General features: G+C 69.8%; 27 protein-coding genes and 1 pseudogene. 18 read left to right on the top strand and 10 right to left on the bottom strand.

Annotation, left to right across the window (positions count from 1 at the left end; all coding sequences use genetic code 11):
* Window positions 1–26: 26 nt before the first annotated feature.
* From ACFZCD_RS03995 to ACFZCD_RS03965, 7 genes and pseudogenes are all read left to right on the top strand, one after another.
* Entirely contained in the window at window positions 27–614 is a 588-nt protein-coding gene (locus tag ACFZCD_RS03995; RefSeq protein WP_391827569.1) for a TetR/AcrR family transcriptional regulator, read from the top strand.
* Window positions 615–968: 354 nt separating this feature from the next.
* On the top strand, window positions 969–1,781 hold the full coding sequence (locus ACFZCD_RS03990) for an amidohydrolase family protein (protein ID WP_391827567.1): 813 nt from the start codon (window positions 969–971) through the stop codon (window positions 1,779–1,781).
* A 45-nt stretch (window positions 1,782–1,826) separates the two neighbouring features.
* A pseudogene (locus tag ACFZCD_RS03985) lies at window positions 1,827–1,979 on the top strand (phosphotriesterase); the annotation flags it as partial.
* A 412-nt stretch (window positions 1,980–2,391) separates the two neighbouring features.
* Window positions 2,392–2,859 carry an NUDIX domain-containing protein gene (locus tag ACFZCD_RS03980; RefSeq protein WP_391827565.1) on the top strand — a complete coding sequence of 156 codons (468 nt, stop codon included), beginning with the start codon at window positions 2,392–2,394 and terminating at the stop codon, window positions 2,857–2,859.
* Window positions 2,856–4,880: an ABC transporter ATP-binding protein gene (locus ACFZCD_RS03975; RefSeq protein WP_391827563.1), complete on the top strand. Its 2,025-nt coding sequence runs from the start codon at window positions 2,856–2,858 to the stop codon at window positions 4,878–4,880. Before ACFZCD_RS03980 ends, ACFZCD_RS03975 begins: the two co-directional genes overlap by 4 nt.
* A complete protein-coding gene (locus tag ACFZCD_RS03970; protein ID WP_391827561.1) occupies window positions 4,877–5,134 on the top strand; it encodes an HAD family hydrolase in 258 nt (85 codons plus the stop codon). Before ACFZCD_RS03975 ends, ACFZCD_RS03970 begins: the two co-directional genes overlap by 4 nt.
* A 5-nt stretch (window positions 5,135–5,139) precedes the next feature.
* Window positions 5,140–5,676 carry an AAA family ATPase gene (locus ACFZCD_RS03965; RefSeq protein WP_391827559.1) on the top strand — a complete coding sequence of 179 codons (537 nt, stop codon included), beginning with the start codon at window positions 5,140–5,142 and terminating at the stop codon, window positions 5,674–5,676.
* 304 nt (window positions 5,677–5,980) lie between these two features.
* Here the strand turns inward: ACFZCD_RS03965 and ACFZCD_RS03960 are convergent, their stop codons facing one another.
* Window positions 5,981–6,361 carry a methyltransferase domain-containing protein gene (locus tag ACFZCD_RS03960; protein ID WP_391827557.1) on the bottom strand — a complete coding sequence of 127 codons (381 nt, stop codon included), beginning with the start codon at window positions 6,359–6,361 and terminating at the stop codon, window positions 5,981–5,983.
* 370 nt (window positions 6,362–6,731) lie between these two features.
* Between ACFZCD_RS03960 and ACFZCD_RS03955 the strand changes: the two genes are divergently transcribed.
* Complete coding sequence (locus ACFZCD_RS03955) at window positions 6,732–7,139, top strand: YciI family protein (RefSeq protein WP_391827555.1); 408 nt, start codon at window positions 6,732–6,734, stop codon at window positions 7,137–7,139.
* 8 nt (window positions 7,140–7,147) lie between these two features.
* Entirely contained in the window at window positions 7,148–8,293 is a 1,146-nt protein-coding gene (locus tag ACFZCD_RS03950) for an RNA polymerase sigma factor (protein WP_391827953.1), read from the top strand.
* A 246-nt stretch (window positions 8,294–8,539) separates the two neighbouring features.
* On the opposite strand, the gene ACFZCD_RS03945 is transcribed toward ACFZCD_RS03950, so the two are convergent.
* Window positions 8,540–9,055: a DinB family protein gene (locus tag ACFZCD_RS03945; protein WP_391827554.1), complete on the bottom strand. Its 516-nt coding sequence runs from the start codon at window positions 9,053–9,055 to the stop codon at window positions 8,540–8,542.
* Window positions 9,056–9,396: 341 nt separating this feature from the next.
* Between ACFZCD_RS03945 and ACFZCD_RS03940 the strand changes: the two genes are divergently transcribed.
* The 7 genes from ACFZCD_RS03940 (at window position 9,397) to ACFZCD_RS03910 (ending at window position 16,698) form a co-directional block, all read left to right on the top strand.
* Window positions 9,397–9,804, top strand: a complete 408-nt coding sequence (locus ACFZCD_RS03940) for a transketolase C-terminal domain-containing protein (protein WP_391827552.1) — start codon at window positions 9,397–9,399, stop codon at window positions 9,802–9,804.
* On the top strand, window positions 9,789–10,112 hold the full coding sequence (locus ACFZCD_RS03935; protein WP_391827551.1) for a transketolase C-terminal domain-containing protein: 324 nt from the start codon (window positions 9,789–9,791) through the stop codon (window positions 10,110–10,112). The genes ACFZCD_RS03940 and ACFZCD_RS03935 overlap by 16 nt, the downstream gene beginning before the upstream one ends.
* Before the next feature lie 442 nt (window positions 10,113–10,554).
* Window positions 10,555–11,355: a hypothetical protein gene (locus ACFZCD_RS03930; protein ID WP_391827549.1), complete on the top strand. Its 801-nt coding sequence runs from the start codon at window positions 10,555–10,557 to the stop codon at window positions 11,353–11,355.
* A gap of 189 nt (window positions 11,356–11,544) precedes the next feature.
* Complete coding sequence (locus tag ACFZCD_RS03925) at window positions 11,545–12,888, top strand: cytochrome P450 (RefSeq protein ID WP_391827547.1); 1,344 nt, start codon at window positions 11,545–11,547, stop codon at window positions 12,886–12,888.
* 2 nt (window positions 12,889–12,890) lie between these two features.
* Window positions 12,891–14,222, top strand: coding sequence for an FAD-dependent oxidoreductase (locus ACFZCD_RS03920; protein WP_391827545.1), 1,332 nt, complete (start codon window positions 12,891–12,893; stop codon window positions 14,220–14,222).
* Complete coding sequence (locus ACFZCD_RS03915) at window positions 14,219–15,274, top strand: hypothetical protein (RefSeq protein ID WP_391827540.1); 1,056 nt, start codon at window positions 14,219–14,221, stop codon at window positions 15,272–15,274. The genes ACFZCD_RS03920 and ACFZCD_RS03915 overlap by 4 nt, the downstream gene beginning before the upstream one ends.
* Before the next feature lie 302 nt (window positions 15,275–15,576).
* Entirely contained in the window at window positions 15,577–16,698 is a 1,122-nt protein-coding gene (locus ACFZCD_RS03910) for an FAD-dependent oxidoreductase (protein WP_391827539.1), read from the top strand.
* Between the two features lie 74 nt (window positions 16,699–16,772).
* Here ACFZCD_RS03910 and ACFZCD_RS03905 read toward each other — a convergent pair whose 3' ends face one another.
* A complete protein-coding gene (locus tag ACFZCD_RS03905) occupies window positions 16,773–17,150 on the bottom strand; it encodes a hypothetical protein (RefSeq protein WP_391827537.1) in 378 nt (125 codons plus the stop codon).
* A gap of 168 nt (window positions 17,151–17,318) precedes the next feature.
* The gene (locus ACFZCD_RS03900) at window positions 17,319–17,774 is read right to left on the bottom strand and encodes a spore-associated protein A (RefSeq protein ID WP_391827535.1); all 456 of its coding nucleotides are present in this window, start codon (window positions 17,772–17,774) and stop codon (window positions 17,319–17,321) included.
* 635 nt (window positions 17,775–18,409) lie between these two features.
* On the opposite strand from ACFZCD_RS03900, the gene ACFZCD_RS03895 reads away from it, so the two are divergent.
* Window positions 18,410–18,547, top strand: coding sequence for a hypothetical protein (locus tag ACFZCD_RS03895; RefSeq protein WP_391827534.1), 138 nt, complete (start codon window positions 18,410–18,412; stop codon window positions 18,545–18,547).
* 54 nt (window positions 18,548–18,601) lie between these two features.
* Here the strand turns inward: ACFZCD_RS03895 and uppS are convergent, their stop codons facing one another.
* Genes uppS through ACFZCD_RS03880 form a run of 3 tightly spaced genes read right to left on the bottom strand, consistent with a single transcriptional unit; the run spans window position 18,602 to window position 21,338 of the window.
* The gene (uppS, locus tag ACFZCD_RS03890; protein WP_391827532.1) at window positions 18,602–20,362 is read right to left on the bottom strand and encodes a polyprenyl diphosphate synthase; all 1,761 of its coding nucleotides are present in this window, start codon (window positions 20,360–20,362) and stop codon (window positions 18,602–18,604) included.
* A 17-nt stretch (window positions 20,363–20,379) separates the two neighbouring features.
* Window positions 20,380–20,757 carry a DUF6114 domain-containing protein gene (locus ACFZCD_RS03885; RefSeq protein WP_391827530.1) on the bottom strand — a complete coding sequence of 126 codons (378 nt, stop codon included), beginning with the start codon at window positions 20,755–20,757 and terminating at the stop codon, window positions 20,380–20,382.
* Window positions 20,748–21,338: a DUF6230 family protein gene (locus ACFZCD_RS03880; RefSeq protein WP_391827528.1), complete on the bottom strand. Its 591-nt coding sequence runs from the start codon at window positions 21,336–21,338 to the stop codon at window positions 20,748–20,750. The genes ACFZCD_RS03885 and ACFZCD_RS03880 overlap by 10 nt, the downstream gene beginning before the upstream one ends.
* A gap of 362 nt (window positions 21,339–21,700) precedes the next feature.
* Here ACFZCD_RS03880 and ACFZCD_RS03875 point away from each other — a divergent pair, with 362 nt between their 5' ends.
* Window positions 21,701–22,075: a hypothetical protein gene (locus tag ACFZCD_RS03875; RefSeq protein ID WP_391827526.1), complete on the top strand. Its 375-nt coding sequence runs from the start codon at window positions 21,701–21,703 to the stop codon at window positions 22,073–22,075.
* 104 nt (window positions 22,076–22,179) lie between these two features.
* On the opposite strand, the gene ACFZCD_RS03870 is transcribed toward ACFZCD_RS03875, so the two are convergent.
* From ACFZCD_RS03870 to ACFZCD_RS03860, 3 genes are all read right to left on the bottom strand, one after another.
* Complete coding sequence (locus tag ACFZCD_RS03870; RefSeq protein WP_391827951.1) at window positions 22,180–22,722, bottom strand: GNAT family N-acetyltransferase; 543 nt, start codon at window positions 22,720–22,722, stop codon at window positions 22,180–22,182.
* 118 nt (window positions 22,723–22,840) lie between these two features.
* The gene (locus tag ACFZCD_RS03865) at window positions 22,841–23,464 is read right to left on the bottom strand and encodes an isochorismatase family protein (protein WP_391827524.1); all 624 of its coding nucleotides are present in this window, start codon (window positions 23,462–23,464) and stop codon (window positions 22,841–22,843) included.
* A 106-nt stretch (window positions 23,465–23,570) separates the two neighbouring features.
* Entirely contained in the window at window positions 23,571–24,563 is a 993-nt protein-coding gene (locus ACFZCD_RS03860) for a GlxA family transcriptional regulator (protein ID WP_391827522.1), read from the bottom strand.
* Between the last annotated feature and the right edge of the window lie 197 nt (window positions 24,564–24,760).

Here is a 24,760-nt window from a genome sequence, read left to right as displayed (position 1 = left end):
GGCTTCACACCTGATAGTGTCCGATCATGACCGTGCCGCCCGGACGCCGCGAACGTAAGAAGGCCGCGACCCGCCAGAAGATCGCTGACACCGCACTGCGGCTCTTCCTGGAACGCGGGTACGACGCGGTGGGCATCCGCGAAGTGGCTGCTGAGGCCGACGTGGCCGTCACCACGCTCTTCTCCCACTTCGCCTCCAAAGAGGCCCTGGTGTTCGAGCAGGACGAAGACTTCGAGCAACGCCTCGCGCTCGCGGTCACCGGCCGGGCACCGCACGAGCCGCTCATCCCTGCACTCCACCGCGAGATCCGGGCCCTGGTGCGGCATTGCACGGCGGACAGCGCCGCCCCGATCTGGCGCATGATCGACGCATCACCCGCCCTGCGGAGGTACGAGGAGTCGATGAGGCTGCGCCATGCGGAGACGCTGGCAGCAGCCATTGCCGCCGATCCTGGACTGTCACAGACCACAACGGCGAGCCGGACGATCGCGAGGTTCGTGATCGACGCCTACTCGCTGGCACGTGAAGCAGCCGATCCGCAGGGCGCGGTGGACGAGATCTTCCAGATGATCGAGGCGGCCTGGGAGGCCGCCTGCTCTTCCCGACGCGCTTGAGGAACTGTTCCTCCAGGTAGGACCATCGCCCCAACCGCCGGACACGCGATCGACATCCGCCCCGTCCTGATACAGCACGGATCTCCGGCGTGCGGGGACCGGCAGAGCCGCGCAGGCCGGCCGCCGGCCTCGCGCCGGCCTCCCGACCCGTGCCGGTCTCTGGTCTCCGGGCTCGCGGTTCGGCAGCTCGGAGGCGGCCGTTGAAGAGGCCTTGAAAAGTCGGTGCGGCGGGTCATGCCCGCGCAGCAGCGGAACGGTTTGCGAGCGATACCTATCAGTTAGGTTCAGGTAAGTGACCCATAGCCGCTTCCGTCGCAGCACGGCCAGAACGCCGGCAGAGAGGCAGGAAAGCCAATGCAGGTCATCGATGCGTGGATGCAGCATCCCACCCTCCGTCACTCCAACCACGAAATGTTCGAGTCGTTACGCCGGTGGACGGGGCAGGGGCTGCTGGAGGAGCCATTGCCGGTCAAGGCCACGGTGGCCGCGATGGTTGCGGCCGGTGTTGAGATCGGACTGTCGGCTGCCTGGTACGGGCCCCGGGGGCCGCTGATCAGCAACGACGACGTTGCCGGATTCGTCGCCCAGGCCGACGGGCGGCTGCGCGGGGTGGCCGGCGCGGATCTCACCCGGCCGGTCCGGGCTGTGCGAGAGCTGCGCCGTGCCGTGGAGGAACTCGGCTTTGTGGCCCTGCGCATCGTGCCCTGGCTGTGGCAACTTCCGCCCACAGACCGGCTGTACTACCCGCTGTACGCAGCCTGCGTCGATCTCGGCATCCCCTTCTGCACCCAGGTCGGACACACCGGCCCGCTGCGCCCCTCCGAGACCGGCCGCCCCATCCCCTACATCGACCAGGTCGCGCTCGACTTCCCCGAGCTGACCATCGTGTGCGGGCACATCGGGTACCCATGGACCACGGAAATGATCGCAGTGGCGGACAAGCACGCGAACGTCTACATCGACACCAGCGCCTACACCGCCCGCCGCTACCCGCCCGAGCTGGTCGACTACTTGCGCGGCCGGGGGCGCAGAAAGGTGCTGTTCGGCACCAACTACCCCATGATCACCCCTTCTCAGGCCCTGGAACACCTCGGCGAACTGAGCCTGGACGAGGAGGCCACCGAGCTGTTCCTGTCCGGCAACGCCCGACGGATCTTCCACCTCTGACCGCACCGGATCAACGCCGGGACCAGATGAGGATGGCCCCGAGAAGGCCACGGATACGGGCACCTCTTCCGCTCATTCCTGCCGAAGGTACGCGCAGCGGGCGTCGACGACGACACCATCAACGCGATGACCCGCCGAAACCCACTGCGGTTTCTGCTCGGGTCAGCTCGGCTGAGGGGCGGTGAATCGCCTGCCTGACGAGACCTTCATGGACGATGCGGATGGGGGCAGCACCGGCCGGCCGGGCGTGGCGCTCGCTCAGGGCCCTGACCTCGGGATCGACCGGCAACTTCACCGAGTGGTACGGGATCGACGGCTACGGCTGCTTCACCACGGTCGGACCATGCCTGCACAGCAGTAGGGATCCCCTCGGTACCGGCCGGCTTCGCCACTCGGGCGCCGCGCACAAGGCAATCCCCCGAAAGGGTCGCCGACACCACACGGGTGAGATCGAACAAGGCCTGGCGACGCCTCTTCCTTGTACTTCCGGGGCCATCACCCTCCCCAGACGCAAGATCGCACATACATACGAGGAATACCCCCGTGACGGAGTAGGGCCGGGCTCGTTCTCCGATCGTCTGTCCGAAGCTTCGTCAATCAAGGAGCACCGTTGAGCCACGCTTTAACCGTCATCGGAGCCCACCTTCTATTCGAACGCGCCGACCACGTACTGCTGGGGCGGAGATCCCCCGAAGCCGCGTTCGCGCCGGACACCTGGCACTTTCCTGCAGGCCACGTCGAGGACGGAGAGAGCGCCCGCCGCTGCGCGGTGCGCGAAAGCGAAGAAGAGCTCGGTATCAGCGTCCGCGAGCACGATCTACAGCTCGTTCACGTGGTGCACCTGCGCGAAGAGGACGGCAGCCCGCGGATGCAGATGGTCTTCCGTGTCCACCGGTGGGCGGGCGAGCCGCAGCTCAAGGAGCCGGACCGGTGCACCGCCTGGGCCTGGTGGCCGCGCGTGGCCCTGCCGGACCCGATCGTCGATTACACAGAGGTGGCGCTGGAGGGGATTGCGGCCGGCTGGTCCTACACCGACATGGGCTGGCGGCAGCCCGCGCCCGAGGGGAGGCGCGCGTGAGCAAGACGGATGCCCACGGGCCGGAGTCCGACGGTGGTGCGGTGCCTGCTCCGCGCCCCATGCCTCTGCAACTGCCGCCGTCGCGGGCTGCGGCGGCGCCCGAGGGTGAGGAGGTGGGTGACGAGCTGAAGAGCGCGTACTGGATGCAGTGGGACGGTGAGGCCGCAAGGACGAGTGTGTGGCGGATTCTGGGCCGGTTGCCGGCGATCAGCCGCAGGGTGCTCGGTCTGGCCTACCGGGCCGACGCGCGGGCTACGGTCATGGTGGTGGTGCTGCAGCTCGCCTCGGCCTTGATGAGCGCCTTCGGGCTGCTGGCCTCGGTGCGGGTGCTCTCGGCGCTCTTCGCCCAGGGCGCGACCTCCGAGCGGATCCACCACGCCCTTCCCTCGCTCGCGCTGGTCGCCGGGCTGATGGCGGTGCAGGGCCTGCTCGATTTCGGTGTCGCCCGCGGGCAGGCTGCGCTGACGCCGAAGGTCCGGCGGGCGGTGGAGCAGGAGTTCTTGCGGCTGAACTGCCACGTGCGCCTCGAAGCGGTCGATGATGCGGCCTTCGCCGATGAGGCCCACAAGGCCAATGACCGCGGGTTGTACTACATGCGTCAGGCCGTGCCGCAGCTGATCCAGCTCGCGCACGCCGTCCTCGGTCTGCTCGGGGCCGCCGGCGTGCTGACCGTCCTGCACCCGGCCCTGCTCCCTCTTCTGGTGCTGTCGGTGGTTCCACAGGGGTACGCGGCGGTGCGCTCGGCGCGGGCGCAGTTCCTCTCCCACAGCCGCTACAGCACTCTCCAGCGCCGGATCCGGCTGTTCACCTGGCTCCTTCTCGACCGCGACTCCGCACCGGAGGTGCGCGCCTCCACGGCGCAGCGGGCGTTGCTGGAGGAGCACGAGCTCTTCGCCCGGCGGATCGAGGAGGAGGACGCCCGGTTGGGGCGGCAGGAGGCGAACGTCGCACTGTGGGGCCGGGCGGTCGGCGGGCTGGCGGTCGGCGGCACGTATGCGGTGCTGGCGTGGATGACGACGAACGGCTGGCTGCCGCTGGCGGCGGGTGGCGGCGCGTTCTTGGCGATCCGCTCCAGCCGGGGCACGCTGGTGAACGTCGTCCTGGCCATGCACCAGATGTACGAACACGCCCTGTGGATCGACGACCTGGAGCGGCATTTGGAGCGCTGCCGGGCCCTGCAGCCGCACCGTACGGGTCGGCGCCTTGCGGACCGGGTGAAGACCATCACCGTATCCGGCGTCCATTACTCCTACCCCGAGGCCGGCCGGGACGCGCTGCGGGGAGTGTCGATGACGCTGGCAGCGGGCTCCACCGTGGCCTTCGTGGGGGCGAACGGGTCCGGGAAGTCGACGATGGCCAAACTCCTGGCAGGGCTGTACACGCCGAGCGAGGGCAGCATCTGCTGGGACGGCGTGGAGGTGCGGGAGGTCGATGCAGAGAGCATCCAGGCCCGAGTCGCCATGGTGCTCCAGGATCCGGTGGCCTGGCCGCTGTCGGCTCTGGCCAACGTCACGATCGGCGCCGGCACCATCACCGAGGCCGATCCGCAGCGCGCCCTGGCGGCCGTGACCGAGTCGGGTGCGGCCCGCGTCATCGCCGGCCTGCCGCAACAGTGGGCCACCCCACTGTCCAAGCGCTTCAAGGGCGGGCAAGAGCTGTCCGGCGGGAACTGGGCGAAGGTGGCCGTGGCCCGGGGCCTGTATCAGGATGCCGCGGTGCTGGTCCTGGACGAACCGACGGCCAGCATGGACGCCCGCGCCGAACACGCCGTCTACGAGGCCGTCCTGCACGGCGAGCGGCGTCCGGACCGCATCACCATCCTGATCTCCCACCGGCTGAGCAGCGTCACCAGTTGCGACACGATCTACGTCTTCCGCGACGGGCGCATCATCGAGTCCGGCACCCACCAGGAGCTGATGAAGCACACCGGCGCCGACGGGCAGCCGGGCGAGTACCAGCAGATGTTCACCCTCCAGGCCGCTGCCTACCAGGCCACGCCCGCGACGGGAGGTGACGGATGACCGGTGCCACGCGCTCGCCGTCGAACGGGCCACCCTGGCAACGCTGCACGGCCACTGCACTGGGAACCGAGCCGAGGCCGCACGTCGTCATGGTCGGCGACTCCCTCACCGCGGACGTCGGCGGGGCACTGGCCGCCGGGCTGTCCGCCGTGTGGATCTCGCACGGCCGCCCGCTGCCGCAGGTCGGGCCGCAGCCCTTCCGGACGGTCGCCACCCTCCGCGACGCTGCCCGCCTGCTGCTGAAAGAGAGCTGACGATCATGCAAGGACCGGTGGGATCGACGGAGACGCGGCTGATGGTGCTGCGCGGCAACTCCGGCTCGGGCAAGACCACCACGGCCCGCGCCGTCCGCGCGCGCTACGGCAGCGGTCTGGCGATCGTGAGCCAGGACACGGTGCGACGGGAGATCCTGTGCGAGGCGCACGGCCCGGTACGGGCCACGCCCGGACTGATCGACGTCATCACCCGCCAGTGCCTGAACGAAGGCTTCCACGTCGTCCTCGAAGGGATCCTCACCGCCGCCCGGTGGGGTGATCTCCTGCGGCAACTGGCCACCGAGCACCGCGGGACGAGCCGGTTCTTCTACTTCGACGTCTCCTTCTCCGAGACGCTGCGCCGGCACGCCACGCGGCCGGAAGCCAAAGCGTTCGGGGAGGCGGAGATGCGCGGCTGGTACCGGCGAGCCGATCTGCTCGACGGCATGAGCGAGACGCTGATCAAGCAGAGCAGCGCGCTGGAGGAGACCGTGTGCTCGGTCATGACCGAGACGGGGCTGGAGCCGAAGCCCATAAGGTGAGTGAGTGCCGAGACGGGCACGGTGCTCTCGTTCGCGCACTCCGTCCGCTGCTGCCGCCGCCGGCCTGCGCCGTCCCGTCGGGTGGGAGACTTGAGGCGCACTCGCGGCCCTCGCAGGAATTTTGGGGATTACGAGCGGTTCCCGCTCGATGAAGCGGCGCCGTGCCCGTTCGCGGGCGGCGGGGTCAGCGGCTTTCAGTGGTTCGCCGAAGCCGTAGTCGAGGGTGCGCTGACAGGCTTCTGCAGGGTCACGCAGGGGCTCGGGATCCTCCCATGTCACCCGTTGGATGTCCTCAACCTCCAGATCAAGGCGGCCGGCCAGTTCGAGCAGCCTCCGCGGCCCGGCACACCAAACGGTTGACGCTGACGCCCTCGGCTGCCGGCACGGTGAACACGATCACCGCCCCAGGACGGAGGAGACGCACATTTACCAGGTCGAACCGGTCCGCACCAAACGGAAGCTGGTGGCCATCGGCGACCGCGTAGAAGCAGTTGCCCGGTGAACGCTCGATGGCGACGCGGAGCATGCCGGGCGAGAGATCCACACCGATCACACGGCCGCGTCCGCCCGTCAGCGCGGCGGCCTCCCGCGCGGCCAGCCCTGTCCCGGTAGCCACGTCGAGGACCCATGTGCGCGGGCGAGGTGCGGCCGGGCGGACGGCTTCCTGCGCCAGCCACCGGTGCATGGCACTGGCGTCGTACGTCGCTGCCCGCCGGTCGAACTCCGCGCCGATCCGCCCTCGCTCTCGCCTCACCCCCTTACCGTTACCACGCCAGTACCCGTCGCCGTTGACCGAGGCAGTAGGGAACCCCAGGCCGGGGGCAGCCGCTGCCGGTGGGTAGACGTGCCTCTGCTGCGCCCGCTGAAGATTCCGCGAGCTGCAGATCACCGGACTCTGCCCGGACCGGCTCAAGCCCACCGAGTCGGCCGGCTCACCCAGGCTCATCCACAAAAGCCCAAAAATCTTGGGCGGCGATGTCGAGAACCCGTGGCCGGCTCCGTCCCCGAGGTGAACGCGACCACAATGGGTCGCACCAGGACCTAGGAGAATCACGATGGCCAAGTACTTGCTGCTCAAGCACTACCGCGGCGCCCCGGCAGCGGTCAACGACGTGCCCATGGACCAGTGGACGCCGGAGGAGATCTCGGCGCACATGCAGTACATGAACGACTTCGCCGCCCGGCTCGAGAAGACCGGAGAGTTCGTCGACGGCCAGGCGCTCGCGCCCGAGGGGACGTGGGTCCGGTACGACGGTGAGGGGCGGCCGCCGGTCACCGACGGCCCGTTCCCCGAGACCAAGGACCTCATCGCCGGCTGGATGGTGATCGACGTCGACACGTACGAGCGTGCCGTCCAGCTGGCCGGGGAGCTGTCGGCCGCCCCCGGGGCGGGCGGGAAGCCGATCCACGAGTGGCTCGAGGTGCGCCCGTTCCTGGCGTGCCCGCCCACCATCACGGAGTGACCTCATCAATGGACGAGGCCCTGCTCCGCAGCCTCACGCCGAGCGTGCTCGCCATCCTCGTCCGCCGCGGAGCCGACTTCGCGGCGGCCGAGGATGCCGTACAGGAGGCGCTCGTCGAGGCGGTCCGTGTCTGGCCTTCCGACCCGCCGCGGGACGCGAAGGGCTGGCTGGTCACCGTGGCCTGGCGCAAGTTCCTCGACCAGGTCCGGTCGGACGCCGCCCGCCGCCGGCGTGAGGACCTCGTCGACGAGGAGCCGGCGCCCGGGCCCGCGCCCGCGGTGGACGACACGCTCCAGCTCTACTTCCTGTGCGCCCACCCGTCACTGACGCCGTCGTCCGCCGTCGCGCTCACGCTGCGCGCCGTCGGCGGGCTCACCACTCGCCAGATCGCCCAGGCCTACCTGGTGCCCGAGGCGACCATGGCGCAGCGGATCAGCCGTGCCAAGCGCACCGTGTCCGGCGTGCGGTTCGACCGGCCCGGCGACGTCGCCACCGTGCTGCGCGTCCTCTACCTCGTCTTCAACGAGGGCTACTCCGGCGACGTCGACCTCGCCGCCGAAGCCATCCGGCTCACCCGTCAGCTCGCGGCCCACGTCGACCATCCGGAGGTGACGGGGCTGCTCGCTCTCATGCTGCTCCACCATGCCCGGCGCGCCGCCCGGATCGCGCTCGACGGCAGCCTGGTGCCGCTCGCCGAGCAGGACCGCAGCCGGTGGGACACCGAGTCGATCGCCGAGGGCGTCGCGATTCTCCAGGCGGCCCTCGCCCGCGACCGGCTGGGCGAGTTCCAGGCCCAGGCCGCCATCGCCGCCCTTCACGCCGACGCGCCCACCGCCGAAGAGACCGACTGGGTGCAGATCGTCGAGTGGTACGACGAGCTCGCGCGCCTGACCGACAACCCCATTGTCCGGCTCAACCGCGCGGTGGCCGTCGGCGAGGCCGACGGACCGCGCGCCGGCCTGGCGGCACTCGCGGCGCTGGACGCCTCACTGCCCCGCTACGCCGCGGTCGCGGCATATCTCCACGAACGCAACGGCGACCTGGCGCGAGCAGCACAGCTGTACGCCGAGGCGGCCCGCAAGGCACCCAACCTCGCCGAGCGCGATCACCTGACGCGCCAGGCCGCCCGGCTCAACGCCCACCGGTGTCGCTGACGGATCACGCTCGAACCTTCGTTCAGCCTTGGCGCGGCCCCGTGACCAGTGCGATCCCTTCCTTCACAGTGAGCGGACAGGGCGGCTCCCTCCCGGCGGACACGGGCCGATGCTCAGACCAGCGGTGGCTGCTCCAGACGTATCATCCGCCACACGATGCGCCGCTCCGCCGGCCTGCGGAGCCGACGCGGAGGCGGAGTACGCACCGGGTTCACAAGGGACCGTCCAGCCATCACCGGGACCGCCCTAGTAGTAGCCCTTCGCGCCGTCGAGGAGCTCCCGGACGATGTCCGCGTGGCCCGCGTGCCGCCCCGTCTCCTCAACGAGGTGGATCAGCATCCAGCGGAGGTTGGCACCACCCGAGCGGAAGCCGGGGTGGCGGCCGGCGTCGTCCAGGGAAGCTGCGGCGACGATCTCGTTGCTGCGGGCGCACTGGGCCTCGTACTCCGCGAGGAGCCCGGCGAGGGGGCGGCCGTCGGTGTGCCAGTCGGCGTCCTCGCTCGCATCGTCGAACGACGGGTTCTGCTTCTCGTCACCGCCGAGGAACAGCACCTCCAGCCACATGTGCTCGGTCCAGCGCATGTGGGAGATGAGGCCGGCCATCGTCATGGCCGGTGAGGTCGGGATGACCGAGCGGTGCGCGTCCTCGTCGGTCAGCCCCTCGCACTTCCAGCGCAGGATCTGCCGCTGCAGGTCCAGCCAGCCGATGAGTGCGGTGCGTTCGTCCGCTCGGAGCGGCGGGCGTTTCAGTTCCGGTGCCATGTCGGCGCAGGCTACCGGGCGGTCCGGAGGGGAGCACCCGGATTACGGGGCGGCCCTACCACACTCCTCGCAGGTTTCGCAGAGGAGGCGCATGCGGCCTGCAGAGGCGGCAGTTGTACCACCAAGCGGAGCTATGCACTCCAAATGCCCCTGTGCGCCCCTGCCCGGGGGGCGATTTCAGGCCTGGAAAATTGCGCAGCGGCCAGAAGTAGCCCTACGTCGCCGCAGTTCGGGGACGCGGTGCCTCCCTGCCGGCCGAGGCCCGTCGGACCCGGACCGGTGTCCCCCACTCCCCCTGTGACCGGACGCCCCCGTACCGACTGGTCCCCTGGCAGGAACCCATGAACTCTCCCTCTGGAACCGCTTCTCAGCCCTCTTCGGTGTCGCTGCGCGATGTCACCTCGCCGCAGGCGCTGCGCGAGCTCGCGGGCGCTCTGCGCCGCGCACGATCGCGGCAGTGCCCGGTGGTGGTGCACGTGGTGACGGTCAAGGGCAAGGGCTACCCTCCGGCCGAGGCCGACGAGGCCGGCCGCTTCCACGCCGTCGGCGTCATCGACCCCGCACCGGATGCCGCGGCGCTGGCGCGGCTGGACGGGATCGATGTGCTTCACCGCAGCGCCCGCCACCCGCTGGATGTTCTCCTGGTGGCGGCGGGCACCACTGCGGAAACGGTCCTGCAGGCGGCCGACGAACTCGAACGGCACGGGGTGGGCTCCACCGTGGTGGACCCGCGGTGGCTGACACGGTGAGCCCCGCCCTCGTCCGTCTGGCAGCCCGCCACCGGCTGGCCGTCACCGTCGAGGACAACACCCGCACAGGAGGACTCGGCAGTCTCCCGGCCCAGGTCATGGCCGACGCCGCCGTCACCACTCCCGTCGTCGGCCTGGGCCTGCCCCATGCCTTCCTTCCGCACGGCCCCCGGCACCGGCTGCTCACCGAGGCGGGCCTCACCCCGGACGCGATCACCCGCACCGTCCTGCGCGCTCGCGACGGAATGCCGCCACGCGACGAACCCGCCTCCGCCGGCTCCCCGGCCGTACCCGGGAGGGCTCGATGAACACCGCCGAGCCTCGGACCGCCCCTCCCAGGGCCCACCGCTCCGGTGCGCCGCCGCACCCGACTGCTCCGCCGACCGGCAAGAATCCGCCGACGCGGCAGCTGAACGCCCGGGTGCCGGCGCCGCCATTCCCGTCGGCGGCCTGGTGCACCTCGGTCAGCTCACCACCGCCGAAGTCTCCGGCGCCATCAAGGTGCCTCTGAAAGTGAAACAACACGGAACGCCACACCGGGAGTCTCCATGACCGCCCCCGTCCCCCCTCTGTACTGCCCGTTCCACCCGCCATCAGCGAGAGCGCCGACATCCTCAACGAGCACGCCGCCCGGTGGCCGGCGGACAACCACCTCTACGCAACCCCCGGCAAGTCATCCGGCACGAGACATCAGAGTTCGGCACCTTCGCCGCCCGTACCTGTCCCCACCCCGGCATTCCCCTGGAACGGATGAAGCTCTACACCGAGTGGCCGGCCTTCGGCTTCTCCTACGACGGCCAGTTCATGGATGAGTCCACCACCACGAACGAAGCCGCCACCGTCGCCGAGGCGGTCATGGTCATGATCTCCGCCTGCACGCCGGCCGGAGGAACCGGCGGAGCACCGGTGTACGCGCACACCGACACCGAACACCACGTGCCGGTCATGCGCGACCTGCTGGAGCGCACCGCCGCCATCGCCAGGCCCGACATGTTCGAACGGCTGCGCACCCACATGATGCTGTGGTGGTACAGCCATCTTTACGAGCCTCTGGTCCGCGCCTCCGGACACCGGGTCGGCCTGGCCGGGTTCTGCGCGAACCGCGTCTACAACATCGCTTCCCTGCCGTACGTCACCGTGGCGCAAATCGTCGCGGACTGCTCGGCGACCGCCGAGGACCTCGCTCATCCCTACGCCGTGCTCATGGGGCACCTGGCCGCGTACGAGATGGCCTGGTGCAACGACATCCACTCCGGCGACCACGAAACGAAGACCAGCAAGGACATCACCCACCTGCCGGGCGCTCTGGCCGCTGAGGGGCTCACCCCGCAGCAGGCGATGGCTCAGGCTGCCGAAATCCACGACACGACCATGCGCACCTATCTCCGGGCCGAGCGAGCAGCCATCGCCACCGGCAATCCGCGCCTGGCCGACTACGCGCGCGTACTGCGCGCATGGATCCGAGGACACTACGACTGGTGCCGGGACACCCACCGCTACATGGCCCCCCTTGCCCCGTCAGGAGAGGAAAGGCTCACCCAGCCGTCATGACGGGCTCTTCCAAAGATTTTAGATTCGAGGGCGGCCACCACCCGGGAACTTGTCCGATAATAACGGTCCGGAATTGCTGAACCCTCTGTTCTTTAACCGTTCTTGAGAGCCCGGCCGCGTCCCGGCGGCCTCGGCGGGCAGTATTCGGAAAACGATAGTTTTTGAAGATCACAAGTTTTGGAGTGATCTATGCCTGACGAGAAGTTCACCTACGGTGCGGTACCGGGCAGATGGCCCCTGTTCGGGCATGCGTGGCCGCTGTTCAAGGATCCTTTCGGGTTCCTCGCGTCATTGCCACGGCACGGTGACCTGGTCCGGATGCGTCTGGGCCCGACAACCGTCTACGTTCCCACCCATCCCGAGTTGTTACGCCGGACGCTCGCGGACGACCGTACCTACGACAAGGGCGGCAAGTACTACGACAAGGCCCGGGAGATGGCGGGCAACGGAATCGCGACCTGCGCCCACAAGGACCACCGGCGACAACGCCGCCTGCTGCAACCCGCTTTCGCCGAGACGCAACTGGTCAAGTACGCCGCTGTCATGCAACAGCAGATCGTCGCCCTCACGGAAACCTGGGGAGCCGGCTGCACTTTCGACGCCTACCCCGCCCTGTACGGGCTGGCGCTGCGGATCGTCACGCGCACCTTGTTCTCCACCCACGTCGACGACGACATCACCGAGGACATCCGCCGGTCATTCGACGTCGCCTTCGGCACCTTCTTCCGGCAGATGTTCCTCCCCCAGTGGACGTACCGGCTCCCGTTGCCCGCGAACCGGCGCCACGCCGAGGCGCTCGCATTGCTGAGGGGCGCCGTGGAGCGCGTCGTCACCGAATCGCGCGGGGATCAGGACGACAGCAACGTCCTCGGTGCGCTGCTGGCGGCGCACCGGGCCGAGGGTGCCACCGTGGTCGACTCCGAACTGCGCGACCACATCGTCACCGTACTTGCTGCCGGCAGCGAGACCGTGGCTTCGACCTTGACCTGGAGTCTGTACCTGCTGTCGCGCGACCCCGATGCGCAGGACGCGCTCCAGCAGGAAGCCGACTCCCGCCTCACCGGCCCGCTCGCCAAGTGGGAGGAGATTCCCGGCCTTTCCTACACCAGCCGGGTGATCACGGAAACCATCCGCCTGTATCCGCCCGGCTGGTTGTTCACCCGGGTCGCGTCGGCCGGCGCCGAGCTCGCCGGACGCTACCTCGAGCCCGGTACCACGGTCGTCATCACCCCCGTGCCCGTGCACCGCAACCCGGCCGTCTTCTCGCGCCCCGACGCGTTCGAACCCGACCGCTGGCTCCCCGAGCGCGCCGCCGAACTGCCGCGGGGGGCCTTCGCCGGTTTCGGCGCAGGTGCGCGCAAGTGCATCGGCGACACCTACGGAACGGGCGAATGCGTCCTCGCCCTGGCGTCCATCGCGCGGCACTGGCAGGTGGAGACCGTCGCGGACCCGGACGTACGGCCCGTGCCGCTGGCCGCCTTCTACCGGCCACGCAGGCTCTTCCTGCGTGTGACACGGCGCGTTGGGACATGAGAGTGACCAAGCACGGTCACGCGCTCGTCGTCGGCGGCGGCTACGCAGGCCTCGTCACCGCGCGCGCCCTCGCCAGCCTCTTCGACGAGGTGAGTGTCCTCGACAAGGACGCCCTTCCCGACCGGGCGGCCCACCGGCCCGGTACGCCGCAAAGCCGGCACCCCCACGCGCTGCTCGCCCGCGGCGCCGAACTCCTGGAAGGCCTCTTCCCCGGACTGCGGGAGGAACTGACCGGGCACGGCGCGCCCGTCTCCGACTTCGGGCACTTCCCCATGCTGTACCCCACCGGATGGTCGCCGACGGTCCGGACAGGGCTCGTGCTGCAAACCTTCAGTCGTCCCCTGCTGGAATTCCTCATCCGCCGCCGTGTGCAGGCGCTGTCCAACGTCAGCTTCCACGCCGCCACCGAAGCGGAAGCTCTCCTCGTCCAGGGCAGCCGCGTCACCGGAGTCGTGGCCCGGTCAAGAAGCACGGGCCGGACCGCCGCACGCGAGGCGGATCTCGTCGTCGTGGCCGACGGCCGCCATTCGCGGCTGCCGAGCTGGCTGGAGAAAGCGGACCGCCCGCCGGCCCGACGGCTCCAAGTCGACGGGAAACTGGCCTACACCTCCCGCCTGTACCGGCGTCCGCCGGGCAGCGACCCGGGCTTTCAGGCATCGCTGCAAGCCACCGTCGCCCCCACCACCCCCAGCGGCGGAACGGTCATCGCCATCGAGGACGACCGCTGGCTCGTCTGCCTCTTCGGCGCCGGCGGAATCTCCGCCCCCACAACGCCCGAAGGCTTCGACGCCTACGCCGCCACCCTCGCCAACCCCCATGTGCAACAGGTCGTGGCGGAGTGCCGGCCCATCGGCGCCATCCATCGCTACTCCGGCCTCGGCGGCCATTGGAACCGCTACGACCGTCTCGCACCTCCCTTGCGTCGCCTCGCCGTCGTCGGGGACGCCCTGTGCGCACTCAATCCCCTCTACGGCCACGGCATGACCGTCGCCGCCCGGCAAGCCCTCCTCCTGCGCAACGCCATCACCGCACACTCCCTGGACGGGGCCTGCGGCGTTTACCACCGGCACGCGGTACGCACTCTGCTGCTGCCGTGGCTCATGACCACCAGCCTCGACCGGGGCTGGAGCCCGGAACCGGCCCCTCTGTCCGCCCGAGCCGGCCGGAGCGTTCTCCTGTACCTGCTGCGCCGCATCCCCAGAAACCCGGGCCTCTACGGGAGGTTTCTGAACGTGCAGCACATGGTGGCCTCCCCCCTGACGCTGTTGCTCCCTTTCCCTCAACGCCAAAGTCACAGCCACAGCCAGGGCCAGAGCCAAGGCCGCCGACCATGACGCGCCCCATCTACTGCCCGATCCCGCCGGCCACGCACCCGGAAGCCGCACAGGTCGAAACGGAGATCATCAAATGGGCGTCCCGGAGCGGGATGTGTCCGCGACCCGAGCACTTGGACAAACTGGCCGGCACGCTGCCTGCCGGACTGACCGGGCAGATCCTCCCCGGCGCGCCGACCGACCGCCTCGTCACCATCGCTCGATTCTTCGCATGGTTGTTCGTCTTCGATGACCGTCACTACGACGAAGTGGTCACGCCACCCAACCCGGCCCGCATGGCGGCCACCTGCGCCCGGCTCGTCCGCGTCCTGGAGACTCGCGCACTGCCCCCCGACGCCACCGCCTTCGAAAGCGTCCTGCACGAGATCACCCACCAGCTCACCGCTCTCGCCGGCCCCGCCCAGTTCCGGCGCTGGCTCACAGCGATGCGGGCCTACCTGTTCAGCCTCGTGTGGAAGGCCTCGAACCGGTGCAGCCACGTCACGCCCGGGCTGGACGAATACGCCCTCATGCGGATCCACGGGGGTGCGGTCATGACCACCGTCACGCTTCTGGACGTAGGCGGCGGATACGAGGTCCCGGAAGAGGACTTCCTGCTCCCCGCCCTGCAGGCCCTCACCGAGATGTGTTCGCTCCTGGTCGGCTGGGACAACGATCTGCTCTCCCGCGCCAAGGAACAACACACCTCGGACCGGCAGAACCTCGTCGACGTTCTCGCCGCCGAATACCGCATCGGCATGGACGAGGCCCTCGACGAAGCCATCGCCCTCCGCAACCTGCTCCTCGCACGCTTCATGGAGCTGCGCGACCGCACCGCCTCCCTGACCGGCAGCTCTACCCGGAGATACCTCACCTCGATGAGCCAGTGGATCCGCGCCAACCTCGACTGGAGCCTGTCCACCTGCCGCTACCAGCTCGCCGGGCCCCTCGCCGAGATCACGGAGCAACCACCTCTCGCAGAGGGCACACGCACCCACCCCTCCCGCCTGTTCTCGATCGGCAACTGGTGGCAGCCCCTGGCACCGACCGGACGTCGATCCACCGACTGCTAGTGAGGTCGCCCGTCCGGACGCGGCTCACGCCACCCGGGACACCACGGCCCGGCCGGCCTCCGAGTCCGCAGGCACTTGTCGGGTGGCCTGTCGGGTGGTTGTCGGTGGCGTCGGCGGTGGTCGGTGAGCTGTCGGTGGCCTATCGCTGATCTGTCGACGGCCACCGGGACATTGGTGTTGGCCGATGCCAGCCGTCAACGGCACCGGCCACCGCAACGCATCGTCCCGGCTCACTGGAACGGCGCTCCCGGCATGACTGCCGGGCGTCCGCACAGCGGTCCAAGAACAAGAAGGAATCTCCCATGACCACCGATGTCACGATCATCGGCGCCGGGCTCGGCGGCCTCGCGCTCGCCCGCGTTCTGCACGTCCACGGAATACCCGCCACGGTCTACGAGGCGGAGTCCTCCCCGGCTGCGCGTTCGCAGGGCGGGATGCTCGACATCCACGATTACAACGGACAACTCGCCCTTGAAGCAGCCGACTTGATGGACGAGTTCCGCGGTCTCATCCTGGAGGGCCGCCAGGCACTGCGGGTCCTCAACCCGGACGGGACCGTCCTGTTCGACAAAGCCGACGACGGCTCGGGGGGACGCCCCGAGGTGCAGCGCGGCGAGCTGCGACAGATGCTGCTCGACTCGCTCCCGTCCGGCACCGTCCGCTGGGGGCACAAGGTCACCGGCACCCGCACCCTCGGCGAAAGCCGCCACGAGGTGACGTTCGCCGACGGCGGCACCGTCGTCACCAGCCTGCTGGTCGGCGCGGACGGCGCGTGGTCACGGGTCCGTCCGCTGCTCTCCACCGCCCTGCCCGAGTACACCGGCAAGTCGGTCGTCGAAACCTACCTGTTCGACGCCGACACCCGGCATCCGGCCGCCGCAAAAACGGTCGGTGGTGGGTCGATGATGGTGCCCACCCCGGGCAGGGAGCTCTTCGCTCACCGGGAAAGGGGTGACACCCTGCACGCCTACGTGGGGCTGTCCGAGCCGCAGGAGTGGTTCGCCGCCATCGATTTCACCGATGCCGCCGCGGCCGCCGCGCGGATCGCGAAGGAGTTCGACGGCTGGGCGCCGGAGCTCACCGCGCTGATCACCGACAGCGACGTCGCACCGGTCCTGCGCCCCCTCTACGCGCTGCCGACCGGCCACCGGTGGGACCGGGTGCCGGGGGTGACCCTGCTCGGCGACGCCGCCCACCTCTCGGCCCCCAACGGCGAAGGCGCCAACCTGGCCATGCTCGACGGCGCCGAACTCGGCAAGGCCCTCGCCGCGCACCCCGGCGACACCGAGGCCGCACTCATGGAATACGAGCAGGCCATGTTCCCCCGCAGCGCCGAGGCTGCCGAGGCACACGAGACCGAGCCCGGCGACGACACGACCCACCCCCTGATCGCCGCCGTCACCCGGCAAGAGCAGCCCCGATAGGGCATGCGCCGCCGTGGTGCGCAGCGCCCTCCGACCGGCCCTCCTGCATGAGGGCACGGTGCCTGGCACGGTATCTATAGCGTCAAAAGGGGTTCCAGCGCGCGGAGCTGCCGGCGGATCTCGTCCAGGGACGGGGTCTGGTCGCGCTCCAGGACGAGGTAGATGAAGATGCCTCCCTCGCGCAGCCGCGGCAGGGGCCGGATCATGTGCAATTCGCTGTCCAGCGTGATCAGGATGTCTTCCACGCTGTCCGGGGGATAGCCGAGGAGCTCAAGCGTGTACAGCTTGGCACGCATGACATCGCTGTCCCCGTAGGCGACCTTGTCCATGTCCAGCCCGCTGCCGCGGTCGAGCCAGCCCAAGACCCTGCGCTGGTGGAAATCGACTATGGCGACACCGGTGGCCCCGCTGATTGCCATTGCCTTCTCCAGGGCAGTCTCAACGGTGTCCATCCGCGCACGACCTCCTTCGACCGGGAGCCCGAGCGGGCGCGCAGTGGCGCCCGGGCTCCCCGGCTGCTCAGAGCATGCACGCTAGCGGAGATGGGGTGCATCGTGCATGCGCCGTCCGGAGCTTCACCGTGCATGCGGCGCCGGCGTGTGGGAGCCCGGGCTTGACGGCTACCGAACCGCCCCGGCCAGGGTGCCGCAGTTCGTCTTGTAGCGGGCCACGACGTAGCCGTCGATCTCGCCGCCCCAGTCGACGCACTTGCCCTTGGCGTCCAGGTAGACCGGCCCCGCGTAGGAGGTGTAGAAGCCGTACTGTTCCTGCTTCGACTTCAGTTCTTGGTTGCGCTGTATCCAGGAGCCCACCCACAGCGGCGAGCCGGTCGAGGTGTTCCGCTTGGTGACCACGCAGTTCTTGCCGGTGGCGGCGCTGTAGGCCAGCAGGACAGACCCGCGGCCGGGGATCGGGATCTGGTTGACCTGCACGTATCCGCTGCCGCATTCCCGGTTGTACGTGGCGGCGGGAGCCGGAGCGGCGCCGGCCGTTCCGGTGCCCACCACCAGGGCGGTGACGGTGGTGGCGGCGAGCAGCGCAGCTCCTGCAACGCGGTGGCGGTCAATACGCTTCACTGTGCCCTCCGTGGAAGTCGCATGGTGCCGGTTGACGGATGTGCGGACGGATGTACGTGGGACGGCCGTCTCCGTGCCCACACAGACACGCCACACCCCAAAGAGGTTGTGCACCCCTTCATCCCCGCAATGCAGAACCGGCCACCCGTAGCACGACGGTGCGTGATGACCGCAGCCCCAGCCTCTTCAGCCGAGTGACGTTAAGCCGTCACTGTGCCGTGAGGGGCGGCAGGCTTGGCTGAGGCAGCACGGGAGAGGCCGACCGCATGATCCCCCTGAGGTGGTGGGTGGCCAGGTACCCACATGCTCCGTATGAGTGGAATCAAGTGAAGCCTCTTCAAAGGGTCTCCATACAAGCGGACTGTCGCCGGGCAATGGCAACTGCTACGTCTTCGACGACGCGGCCACCAGCGCCACCCATCAGACGGTCCAGCGCCGCCCGCAGCCTGGCGTCGAAGGCGGCGGGCTGCTCCTGGTGGGGCATGTGGGCGGCGTCCTCGATGACCTCGAACCCTCTGTGCGGTCCCAGGGCGGCCGGCGTCCGGGAGACCTCGACGGGGATCTGGGTGTCGAGACGGCCGTGCAGGAAGACGGCCGGGTCCCACTGTACCGTCTTCTACGCCACTCAGGCCGCCGTGCTGCCCACGAGCCGTATCGTCTTCCGCCCGTTCACCGAGCCCGCGCCGACCATGCCGACGTACCTGACGGTCCGCGCGAAGGCCACCGCACGCGGCCTTGCCACGCTGCTCGACGCCTGTCACGAAGTCGCCTGACCGAGCCGCATGTAGCGATCGAGCCGGGACGTTCGCACCTTCGCCGCATTCGCATCAGGTAAGCGCCTTGGTGCTTGGCCGGGCTGCCGTGGCGCCTCCGTGCCGCCGTTCCCTGCGCGTGTATTCGGTGATGGCTTCCCACAGGTCGAGGCGGTCGGTGTCGGGCCAGTGCGCGGAGGTGAAGTGGAGTTCCGCGTATGTGGCTTGCCAGGGCAGGAAGTTGGAGGTGCGGTGTTCGCCGCTGGTGCGCCAGAGCAGGTCCACGTCCGGCATGCCCGGCAGGGGCAGGTGCCGGGCGAAGTCGTGCTCGCCGATGCGGCCGGGGTCGAGGTCACCGGCCATGGCCGCGCGGGCGAGGGCGGCCGCGGTGTCCACGATCTCGGCGCGCCCGCCGTAGTTGATGCACAGCGTAAGGGTGAGCTTGGTCTGGTGCCGTGACGTCTCCTCCGCGCGTGTGAGGTGGTCGACTAGATCGGCGGGAAGTCCGTCCGGCCGTCCCGACCAGCGCAAGCGCACCCCGTACGGCTCCTTGTCCTCGTCGCGCAGCTCGTCGCGGAGGCTTTCGAAGAGATAGTCGATCTCGCAGGCGTCCCGCTTCCAGTTCTCGGTGGAAAAGGCGTAGAGCGTCAGGTTCTGCAGGCCGATCTCCAGGGCTCCATGGACCATTTCCCGGAAAGCGACGAATCCGCGGCGGTGACCTTCGGTGGCCGGGAGGCCGTGCGCGACGGCCCAGCGGCGGTTGCCGTCCATGATCACGGCCACGTGGCGGGGCATCTGCTCGGGTGGGATACGGGGCGGCCGGGCACCGCTGGGGTGCGGGCGCGGCGGCAGGACCGGGCGGGCGGGGGCGGAGAGGGAGACTCGGGAAACCGGGCGGGCCGGGGGCGCGTCGAGGGGGGTCAGGCGCCAGGCGAGGGCTGCCCGCGTACGAGCCGGGGCGAGTACGCGCCAGCGCACCAGGGCGGGCGGACGCGGCGTCCTCTTCAGCAGGTTGGATCCCGCTGCGTCGATGGCGTCGAGCTGAGCGAGGGTCCCTCGGGTCGCCCCGCGCAGCAGTGCCAAGGGGCCGGGGTGCATCCCGCGGGTGAGGTCCGGCTGGTGCAGCCAGCGGCGGGCCAGCGTGGTGAGATGGGTGACGAGCTCGGTGGTACCCGGTGTCCAGAGGCGTTCGCGCAGGGCTTGTGCGGCGTCGGGGAAGTGGTCCAGCACCTCGTCGGGGAGGAGTAGGTCGCCGCGGGCGAGGTCGTCGGCGAGGTCGGAAAGGACCTCGGTGAGCCGGTAGCCGTCGACGAGCCGCAGGTAACTGCCATGCCGGTCGAGCCTCGCGGGCAGCGGCACCCCCACTTGCTGCAGAAGCGTCAGGAGCAGGCGGCCCCAGGGGAAGATGTTGGTGCGGCCCCAGGCTCTCCATTCCTGCCAGTCGGCGAAGCGGCGCCCGTACGCGTCGTCACACGTCCCGGCCAGGGAGTCGGCCAGCCCGTCGAGGTCCAGGTTCCAGCGGTGGACCGTGTCGATGAAGGCGCGGCGTACGGGGTCGGTGCTGGTGCCCGTGGGCAGCTCGGTGATGAGGGCGCGGACCCAGGCCCGTACACGAGCGGCACGCTCGTGAGGGGTGCTGTCCATGGTGTCAGCGAGGTCGTCGCTGACCCGGGCGGCGCCCCACATGGCCCAGCAGGCGGGCCGTAGTGGGGGCGGCATCAGCAGGCTGGCGGCATAGATGTCCGGGTCGTTCGCCTTCGTCAGGCGGCGGCAGGTGTCGTAGGCGGCACGCAGTGCGGGATCGTCGATGGCGGCGTGATCGCGGATCGCGGGCATGGGCGGGAACGTCGCTTTCAGACAGTGGGGGTGGGGGGCGGAGTCCAGGCGAAGGCGAGGCAACCGCCGACCATGGCGAGCGCGGTCCCCAGCAGCAGCCCGCCGAGATTGCAGGTGATGAGAGCCAGTACGGCCAGGGCGACGGCGGCCGGTCCGGCGATCGCGTGCAGTTGCGGCAGGCGGAAGAGCACGATCCCGGCGAGGAGGAGCGGCAAACTCACCCCCAGTCCGGCGGCGTCGGCCACGCCGGGGCGCAGGACGGCTGCGGGTGCGCCGAGGAAGGGCAGGAGCATCACCTCCGCACCGCCGGCGGTGACGAGCACGGCACCGGCGAGCGGGCGCCGGCGGCACCAGGTGCGCAGGCGCGGCGGGAGCACGCGCGGTGTCAGAAGCATTCGTGCCGTCCCGGTACCAGGCTCATGCCGAGGCCGGTGAGGTGGAACGAGCCGGCCGTGCCGCGCCAGCCGACGAATCGGGGGTTCTTCACGCTCAGCCGGCCGGTGCGGGCGAAGAATCCGGCACTGTCCGTCGCCTGGGCGAGCACGTTCGTGAAGTCGAGGTCCGCGTTCAGCTGATCGCTGTCCACGACCAGCCCGGTGGCCTTGACCGGCTCGTCCTGCCCTGCGGTCACCCGTACGGTCACCGGACCCAGCGGGGTCTTCACCAGCACGCTCACGCACAGGTTCGTCAGCTGGGCCTGCCGGGCGGTGACGACGACCACCGGGCGCCGCGCGCCGCTGCCGGGATCGGTGTTCACGCCGGGAACGGCGGTGAATCCGGAGCCGCTGAGCCGGTCACCCGACACCTTGAACGCCTCCCCGGAGGCGGCCACGGAAGCGGCGATCGCGCCGGACGCCTCGGCCGCGAGTACGCCGCCCGCTACGACGACGGCGGGGGCCAGCAGCGACCAGAACCGTTTCCGGCTGTGCCGGCGGAGAGCGTGGTCCTCTTTTGGGACCGTCGGATCATAAGCCACGCCTCATCAACGGCCCGGGCCAGCCGACGACACGGGTGATCGATCCTTCATGGTGCACACAGGAGGAGGGCGGGTTCCGCAGGGCCTCGGCCCGCTTGGGACGGTTGCCGTTCGCCACTCTCGGCTCTTCGCCAGGACGTGGTTGTGCAGATCGGCCGACGTCGCTGCTGACCTGCGCGGCGGTGCGGGCGGCCTCCTCTGCTCCGAGGTGTCGGTTGTCGGCTGACCCGCGCTGGCGCGCGTGCGGCGGAGAACGCCGGGACGACGTCACCGCCGATGGCCGATGGTCGATTCCATCCGTCGACCCCTCTGGCCGGACCACAGGCTGCTCCGATGATGTCGTTCACAAGGAGGAGTACTCCATGGCCATAGGCCGGAAGAAGCACCTGGCGGGCAGCGCGCTCGCCATCGCCGGTGCCGCGTTACTGGTGGGCGCTGTCGTCGCCCAGCCGGCTGCGGCAGTCGGCCTGCCTCACGATTCCGTGGCGTACTTCTCTGCGGGGACGGACTTGAGCGGGAGAAAGATGCCGGTCGACATCGGCAACACCGATTGCCAGACCCTCCCGGAACCCGCGCTCTCCGCGGTCAACTTCACGGCTTCGAATATCAAGGTCTACTACAACCACGACTGCCGGACCGGCCTCCCCGACAAGCCCAGCGACTGGTACTACGGACTCGGCAGCTTGAGTTGGGCCAACTTCACCTACCCGGCCCTCAGCTACAGGGTCGTCCCCTAGGAACGTCCTGCGGCCGGCCGACGGAGCACTTCACGGCCGGCCTCAATGGCGTATCAGCGCGAATGCGCCCCAGGGTCGCTCCCAACCCCAGGGCGTTGCCGCCATCAACCAGTAGTGGTGACGTACTGGTCCGACGACAACTCGAACACCCGCACTCGCCGACCGCTGGTGGGATTGACGGTCTCACGGACCGGATGCATCCCCAGCTTGGTCATGATCCGCTCGGAGGCATCGTTGCCCACTTGAGCGATGCTGACGATCCGCTCCAGCCCTCGCTCTTCGAACGCGAACCGTACAGCGGCCGCAGCGGCCTCGGTGGCCAAGCCCTGCCCCCAGTGGGAACGCCCCAGCCGCCAGCCGACCTCGACCGCCGGAAGCACCTCCGGCAAGAAGTGGGGCACCGAAAGGCCGGTGAATCCGGCCAGCTCGCCAGTGGACCGGATCTCCACGGCGAACAGGCCGAAGCCCTGTGACTCCCACTCGCTCTCCCACGCCTGGATCCCGCCGCGAGTCTGCTGTTCGTCACGGACGCTGCCGTCACGGATCCACCGCATGACCTCGGGGTCGGCATTGACGGCAGCCATGGGCGCAACGTCTTCCTCGCGCCAGCGGCGCAGGATCAAACGGGGAGTCTCAAGCGTGACCATCCAGTCATTCTGGATCACACATGGACTCTCCGCCATCCTCACCAGGCACTTTCGATGCACGCCCTGAAGACGGACATGGGCAACGTGCAGTCCTCGGCATAGCCGCGGAGGAGCCCGATCAGAGAGGTAGAGCGTCGACGGCGGGGACCACCGTGCCGAACAGGTCGGTGATGGTGGTCAGGGCGGCGGCCTGGAGGGTGGCGGCGGGCAGGACGGTGCCGTCGGGCGTGGTGAGGTGGCGGGTGGCGGTGGTTTCGGCGACGACAGTGGGGCGGTAGCCGAGGTTGAAGGCGCCCTGGGCTGTGTAGCTGACACACATGTGGGTCATAAAGCCGCCGATGACGAGGTCCTTGCCGCTGCCCGGGGCGGCACCCAGGCCGGTCAGGGTCTTCTCCAGGTCGGTGAGGTGGAAGGCGTTGGGGAACTGCTTGACCACGACCGCCTCGCCGGCCGCCGGGGCGACCTCGTCGCTGATGGCGCCGATGCGGGCGCGGATGTCGTAGGGGGTGTTCGCGCCGCCGTCGTTGATGACGTGGATGACCGGCGTGCCCGCGGCGCGGGCGCGCTCCAGGAGGCGGGCGCCGGCCGCGAGGGCCTCCTCGGCGCCTTCCAGGGCCATGACGCCGGTGCGGTAGGTGTTCTGGAAATCGACCATGACCAGGACGGAGTCGCTGAGCCTGGGCGGTTGGTTGTCCAGGCCGATGATGTCGCGCAGGGTCGTGGACGGCTGGTTACTGCTCACGGTGGTGCCTTTCCAGGGGTAACGGGGAGGGGAAGACGGCATGGCGTAGCTGTCCGCCTTGCCTGCGTGCTGGGAGATGTCGGTGGGTGGAGGGGGCGGGTGAGGGTCAGGTGGCCCGGGTGCGGAAGCGGCGGCGGTAGGCGGCGGGAGTCGTGGCGAGCTGCCGTTTGACCGCTCGGTGGAGGGTCTCCACCGAGCCGAGCCCGGCCGCGGCCGCGACCTGGTCGAGCGGTTCGTCGCTGGTCTCCAGCAGGCGGCGGGCCACCTCGACGCGGACGGCCTCGACGTAGGAAGCGGGGCTGACCCCGGTCTCCTGTTTGAAGACGCGGGCGAAGTGCCGCTCGCTCAGGCACATCCGGGCCGCCAGCCTCTCCGTCGACAGATCCTCGTCAAGGTGGTCGGCGATCCACGCCTGCAGCTCGTCGATGTCACGGCGGGCGGGGGCGGGCCGACTGAGCGGTACGGAGAACTGGCTCTGCCCGCCCTGCCGCTTGAGGTACATCACCAGCTGGCGGGCCACGGCCAGGGCGACGTCCTCGCCCAGGTCCTCGGCCACCAGGGCAAGCGCGAGGTCCAGGCAGGCGCTGATGCCGGCGCCGGTCCACAGGCGGCCGCGGTCGGTCCGGACGAAGATCGGATCCGGGTCGACCGTGACGTCCGGGTGCTCCGCGGCCAGCTGGGCAGCGGTCGACCAGTGCGTGGTCGCGGTCTTCCCGTCCAGCAGCCCGGCCGCCGCCAGCAGGTGCGCGCCCACGCACACCGATGCCACTCGCCGGGCGTGCGTGGCGGTTTCCTTCACCCACGCCACGACGCCGGCGTCGATACGGGCGACGGGGCCGTCGTCCGTCATGTCGACCGCGCCGGGCACCAGCAGGGTGTCCACCTGTCCGCCGACCTCGTCGAAGGCCAGATCGGCCAGCAGCCGCACACCTGCCGACGTCCGCACTTCACCGGCCGCCGGCCCGGCGAGGCGGACCCGGTAGCCGGCACGGCCCGCGGTCTCCCGGTTGGCCAGCGCGAAGACCTCGGCCGGGCCGGCGACGTCGAGGAGATCGACGTCCGGGAAGACCGCGATGACGACACGGTGCGAAAGGGGCATGGACTCATCGTCGTCGCCACCACCCATGACCGCAATGACGGTGATCTGTCACATCCGGACATGCGGTGGGGGCTCCCCCGGCGCCGGGTGACAGCTGCGGCCAGCTCCCACGGCCGCGGCGGTGACTTCAGGGACTGCCGCCACACGCGGTCTGCTGATGCGCTACGGCTCGAGTGCGGAGAGGCCAGGCTGGCGTC

The organism is Streptomyces sp. NPDC008001, from assembly GCF_042958085.1.
GTDB lineage: Bacteria > Actinomycetota > Actinomycetes > Streptomycetales > Streptomycetaceae > Streptomyces.
This window is presented reverse-complemented; position numbering and strand designations above follow the sequence as displayed.